Origin of the sequence: Vibrio genomosp. F10 str. 9ZD137 (assembly GCF_049974785.1) — a bacterium.
Lineage (GTDB): Bacteria > Pseudomonadota > Gammaproteobacteria > Enterobacterales > Vibrionaceae > Vibrio.
In genome coordinates this window covers 1-5,486 of the sequence record NZ_JBNGCJ010000686.1, presented here as the reverse complement: position 1 = coordinate 5,486, position 5,486 = coordinate 1, and the positions used below count along the sequence as shown (strand labels likewise).

Sequence of the window (5,486 nt, the reverse complement as noted above, 5' to 3'; positions counted from 1 at the left end):
ACCGCTCTTCCGATCTATTGAGGCTGCGATACCTACTTGGAACCAGCCGAGCCATTCAAACTTATGATGGATCTTAGACAGTGATATGGGTGCTGAACCGCGGTTTTTCTGCCCCATACTGAATTCCATGATCATAAATGGAATACCAGCAGTCAGCATGGCAAAAAGGTAAGGGATAAAAAATGCGCCACCGCCGTTTTCGTAGGCCATATAAGGGAAACGCCAAATATTTCCTAAGCCTATTGCCGATCCTACCGCCGCCAAAATAAATCCAGCACGTGATCCCCATTGTTCTCGCTTCATATTAAACTCCTTTACAACTCCCTGAGGAATGAAGCTTTTCTTCGGCTAATTTAACGATAAATAGGAGTGACAAATGTTGCTAGCTATATTTCTATTGAATATTTGCTCTATCATCCGTGATATTGTTAAAAGTTAGTTTTTTATTCTAACTACCACAAGAAAACTCAGAATATTGTTCTTTATTGTGTCATGTGTGTTTGCAAAAACTGAAATATTCAGCTACGCATTAATTGGGAGACTACCGATATAATGAGTTGAGTGCAACACAATATGCGATATGGGAGTTAGCATGTATGTAGTGAATATGTTGATCTGGAGCAGCAAAACTGGGTTTATATGTTAAATAATGGCGATATATAAGACTCATGCTCTGTATTGGTTTGAAAGGGCAACTTAATGGACTGAATTGTCAGTTAGAGTGTATGACTATAATGTCATCACTTTTTAGCATCAATCGGTTGGATTTGAACGTAAGCTAGAAACGTACGACTAGCCCTACATTGGCTGAAAATTGATTCATCCAGTCGGTTTTAAATCGAATTGTACAAGATTCTTCGGTCGGTAGATTACAAATCCCCGATGTTTCGTTATCCACAACGGTACCCAGCCAACGCAACTGGCTATTGAGTGAAAAGGTGTCGTTGATTTCATATTCAAATCCACCAAACATGCTGGCTGAGAAGCCATATTTGTCACTGGCCCAATCCACATCGACATAAGACATACCAAGTCCGACGCCAACATAAGTTTTGAATCTGTCTTGGACTGGATAATAGATGCTGCTTTGAAAGTGCAGGTACTGAATCGTGCTGTTTTCATTGAGCGTTTCAATGCGGCTATTTTGTTGACTGTAAAATACGCCAATTCGACCCTGTTCGAGGGTACTTTCTAAGGTAATGGCGTAGCTTTCGGATTCTTTGATATCGTATTCAATATCATTTTGGTCAACCACTGCGCCTCCCCCGGTGTAACCTACCCAGGGAGTCAGGTAGAAATCGGCTTCGGCCACCGAACTCATGAGTAACATACCTAGCCCCAAGACTTTGGTAAAACTGTACATAATGAATGGCCCTCGCTGCTTTTTGACACGTCGGTGTGATATCTAAGTGTAAATCTCTGAGTCTCGTACCCAAGTGTGAGGCTAACAGCATAATTGTGCTTAGAAAATACACATAATTTGAAGATACTTCACACTGCTGTTATTACTTTTAGAAGAGCAAGGAGGACTTTATGGATCAAGACTTAAAATATTCACTCATTATCACAGCAACAATCTTTACGGTTTTGCTGGGTTATGGAGCGATTGTTATCACCCATTAACGGTGCATTATTGATGAGAAATAGTGGCGTTGTGACGAATTTATTGACGCAAGTTGATACCAATCAGCTCTCGCATTACATTGGTGGGAAACATGCGCTTGTTGCACAAGGGGGAGGGCAACGCGGTATTTTTACCTCTGGCGTCTTAGATGCCTTCCTACTGTCAAATTTTGACCCTTTTCATGAGTTTTATGGTACATCGGCAGGTGCATTGAACCTCTGTGCCTTTCTTTGTCGTCAAAAAGGGTTAGGCCACTCATTTCTTGTTGACCTCACGACGGATCCTCGATTTTTTAGTCTCTTTCATTACATTCGTCGTAAGCAGTATTTAGGTCTGGAATGGGCCATCGATAGTATCTGTCATTACCCATATAAACTCGATATTGATATGGGTCGTATGGTGTTGGGTGAGAGAAAGGCGTTCGCAGCGGTCACCCACAGCACCACGTTACATGACCACTATTTACCCATGCTCGCCGATGATTGGTACGAGGTGATGGTTGCTACTTGTGCGATACCTCGTCTTTATCCGAATGAGGTGATGGTCGGAGGTGAGCCATTCGTGGATGGTGGTGTTTCAGCGGCAATCCCAGTGCAGCAAGCGTGGCGCAATGAAGCGCGTTGTATCGTTGTTATTCGCACAGAAGGCAGCGGGATTGAGCCTGAGCCGTCTACGACTGTTTCTCTTAACTCCGCCTCTCTTCATAATACTCCTGCTCGTCGTGTGGAGTGGTACCGAGAATCATTGAATGCCATTCAAGAGCAGTGGCAAGGAAAGTTGGATCAGTGGAAGTTAGATTGGAACGGTTTTTTTCAACAGCAGATCACTAAATCAAAGCAGCAAAAAAACGACGCTAATCATCTTGAGTTGGTCAATGGAGGGCGATGGTTATTTGGTGCTGACGATATCTATCGATTAAGTCATTTAGTTGGGGATAAATTTGATTCAGGTCTGGCTGATATGTTGATGGCGCATTACCAAACCTATTCATTAACGCGAGACTTTTTACATCACCCGCCAGATGATTGCTTTATTGTACAGATAAAACCAGATAGCCCCTTAAAATCCAATTCATTGATGAGTAAAAAAGAAGATCTTCAGCACGATTATCAGCTTGGTTTAGATGCAGGTCAAAAGTTTGTTGAAATGTATTCGAAGATAAAGCCAAACGAGGGAATAAAGCGAGGCCCACACAGTGAGCCTTTACTTTATGATTTCGATTAAGCGAGAAGCTAAATCATGTTCGTTACTTGCCTTAAAGAGCCGTGATTAGGTGACGGGCAATATTCTTAGGCAGTTGGTTGAACCTGCGACATCCATAATATCGCCTTGAGTGATGATCAAAATATCGCCAAATTCAACCAATTTACGCTCCTTGAGGGATTGAAGCGCTTCTAACGCGACGTCAAACCCTGATTCTGCCGAGGTATCAAAATAAAGCGGTGTGACACCTCGATACATACTACAACGATTCAACGTACCTTCATTTCTAGACAGAGCAAAAATGGGTAACCCTGAACTTAAGCGAGACATCATTAAGGCCGTTCGGCCAGATTCCGTTAAGGCCACCATGCCTTTGATCCCTTCCATATGATTAGCCGAGTAGATGGTTGCCATTGAAATGGTCTCTTCAGCCGTCACAAAACGTCGGTCAATCCGGTAGCTTGATGTGCTTTCTAGGGCTTTTTTCTCTGCACCGACACACACTTCCGCCATTGATTTTACCGTTTCAACTGGATAAGCCCCTGCTGCAGTTTCTCCTGAAAGCATGACGGCATCAGTACCATCGAGGACAGCGTTCGCCACATCCATCACCTCAGCACGAGTTGGCATTGGGGCGTAAATCATTGACTCCATCATCTGAGTTGCAGTAATGACGGTACGATTTAAGGCACGAGCGCGTTGTATTAGCTGTTTTTGGACACCGATTAATTCAGGGTCTCCAATCTCAACCCCTAAGTCTCCTCTGGCCACCATGACTGAGTCTGAAGCCATAATGATGTCATCCATATTTTCTACGGTTGCGACGGTTTCAGCGCGCTCCACTTTGGCCACTAAATTGGCTTCTAAACCTGCATCTCTTGCTAAGCGTCTCGCATAGTTCATATCTTCCCCATTTCTCGGGAATGAAACGGCTAAATAGTCCACTTTTAGCTCAGCGGCGAGAAGAATATCTCTCTTGTCTTTTTCAGTTAATGCGTCAGCGGAAAGGCCACCGCCTTTCTTATTGATGCCTTTGTTATTTGAAAGCTGACCACCAATCGTGACGATAGTGTGGACTCTGTTGCCTTCCACCGAGACAACTTCTAGCTGAACTCGACCATCATCAAGAAGTAAAATGTCATTGGCTACCACATCATTGGGCAGTTCTTTGTAATCCAGCCCCACGGCGTCTTGGTCGCCCTCACCAGGTCCTAGGTCGCTATCCAGAGTAAATCGATCGCCTGGGTTGAGTGTTATTTTTCCCTCTTTGAACGTTGAGACACGAATTTTAGGTCCTTGCAAATCGCCTAACACGGCTATGTGTATTCCCAATTTTGCGGCGATTTCGCGTACTTTTTCTGCTCGATTTTTGTGGTCTTCGGCCGTGCCATGGGAAAAATTCATCCTGACAACATTGGCTCCAGCTTTTATTATTTCGAGGAGGTTATCGCCTTTATCGGTAGAAGGGCCAAGGGTCGTTACAATCTTTGTTCTTCGTGTTGCTGAGGTCATCCTGTTCTCCTAAACATTCCATTGCTTTTCTAAGTATATGCAGTGTGGGTAATTTGGTGAGGTGAATCATTGATATTTCAACATTGATCAGATAATTACTTTGCGACTGGAAAAAAAAGCGGGTGAATAATCCTTAACAATTCGACGTCTTCCGCAAAGATGGGTTTTTCTCCGTGATACCTGTCACGGCATACTATCAAAGCACTTCACAATTACTTCGCAAAGTAAAAAAATTAATATGTTGCTGATTTTTGGAGTACATCATGTACATGGCTCAACCCGGTCACATTGATCATATTAAGCAGGTCAACGCTGGTCGTGTCTATAAACTCATAGACCAAAATGGTCCTATTTCTCGAATTGATCTTTCGAAGAAGAGTTCACTTGCACCTGCAAGTATTACTAAAATTACTCGTGAGTTAATAGAGTCTCATCTTATTCATGAAACGACGGTTCAGGAATCGACCAGTCGAGGTCGCCCTGCGGTTGGCTTGCAAGTGAATAATCAAGGCTGGCAGTTTCTGTCGATGCGTTTAGGCCGCGGTTATTTGACCATTGCGCTTCATGAGCTCGGTGGTGATGTTCTAATCGATACCAAAATTGACATTCATGAACTCGATCAAGATGATGTCTTAGCGCGTTTATTGCATGAAATTGATGAGTTTTTTCAAACTTATTCAGAGCAGCTTGATAGAGTGACCAGCATTGCGATTACCTTGCCAGGGCTGGTTAATTCGGAAGACGGTATCGTACTGCAAATGCCGCACTACAATGTGCAGAACTTGGCGTTGGGCCCTGAAATTTATAAAGCGACTGGGCTACCTGTTTTCGTCGCTAACGATACCCGAGCCTGGGCTTTGGCCGAAAAATTGTTCGGCCACTCACAAGACAATGATAATTCAGTGCTTATCTCTATTCACCATGGGTTAGGCGCGGGCATTATTCTAGACGGTCGAGTGTTACAAGGTCGTCATGGAAACATTGGCGAACTGGGTCATATTCAAATCGACCCTAACGGAAAACGATGCCATTGCGGTAATCGAGGCTGTCTTGAGACGGTTGCCAGCTCTCAAGCGATTCGAGAAGAGGTGGCAAGGCGCATCGATAACGGTGAAGCTTCGGAATTAAGTGAGATCGGAAGAGCGGT

At 43.8% G+C, this 5,486-nt stretch carries 5 protein-coding genes and 1 pseudogene; 3 read left to right on the top strand and 3 right to left on the bottom strand.

Annotation, left to right across the window (positions count from 1 at the left end; all coding sequences use genetic code 11):
- Positions 1–303 (bottom strand): annotated as a pseudogene (locus ACP45E_RS16445) (sodium-dependent transporter); the annotation flags it as partial.
- Between the two features lie 475 nt (positions 304–778).
- On the bottom strand, positions 779–1,363 hold the full coding sequence (locus ACP45E_RS16440) for an outer membrane beta-barrel protein (protein WP_017036960.1): 585 nt from the start codon (positions 1,361–1,363) through the stop codon (positions 779–781).
- 170 nt (positions 1,364–1,533) lie between these two features.
- Between ACP45E_RS16440 and ACP45E_RS16435 the strand changes: the two genes are divergently transcribed.
- A complete protein-coding gene (locus ACP45E_RS16435) occupies positions 1,534–1,623 on the top strand; it encodes a YnhF family membrane protein (RefSeq protein WP_017034043.1) in 90 nt (29 codons plus the stop codon).
- A gap of 13 nt (positions 1,624–1,636) precedes the next feature.
- The gene (locus ACP45E_RS16430) at positions 1,637–2,848 is read left to right on the top strand and encodes a patatin-like phospholipase family protein (protein ID WP_017036959.1); all 1,212 of its coding nucleotides are present in this window, start codon (positions 1,637–1,639) and stop codon (positions 2,846–2,848) included.
- 45 nt (positions 2,849–2,893) lie between these two features.
- On the opposite strand, the gene pyk is transcribed toward ACP45E_RS16430, so the two are convergent.
- Entirely contained in the window at positions 2,894–4,339 is a 1,446-nt protein-coding gene (gene pyk, locus ACP45E_RS16425) for a pyruvate kinase (protein ID WP_069585279.1), read from the bottom strand.
- A gap of 263 nt (positions 4,340–4,602) precedes the next feature.
- On the opposite strand from pyk, the gene ACP45E_RS16420 reads away from it, so the two are divergent.
- Positions 4,603–5,486 (top strand): ROK family transcriptional regulator (locus ACP45E_RS16420; protein WP_069585278.1); only part of this gene is annotated, 884 nt, incomplete at its 3' end.

Excerpts from the sequence above, each read along its gene's own strand:
- ACP45E_RS16440 (WP_017036960.1), bottom strand. The coding sequence starts at position 1,363 with ATGTACAGTTTTACCAAAGTCTTGGGGCTAGGTATGTTACTCATGAGT.
- ACP45E_RS16435 (WP_017034043.1), top strand. The coding sequence starts at position 1,534 with ATGGATCAAGACTTAAAATATTCACTCATTATCACAGCAACAATCTTT.
- ACP45E_RS16430 (WP_017036959.1), top strand. The coding sequence starts at position 1,637 with ATGAGAAATAGTGGCGTTGTGACGAATTTATTGACGCAAGTTGATACC.
- pyk (WP_069585279.1), bottom strand. The coding sequence starts at position 4,339 with ATGACCTCAGCAACACGAAGAACAAAGATTGTAACGACCCTTGGCCCT.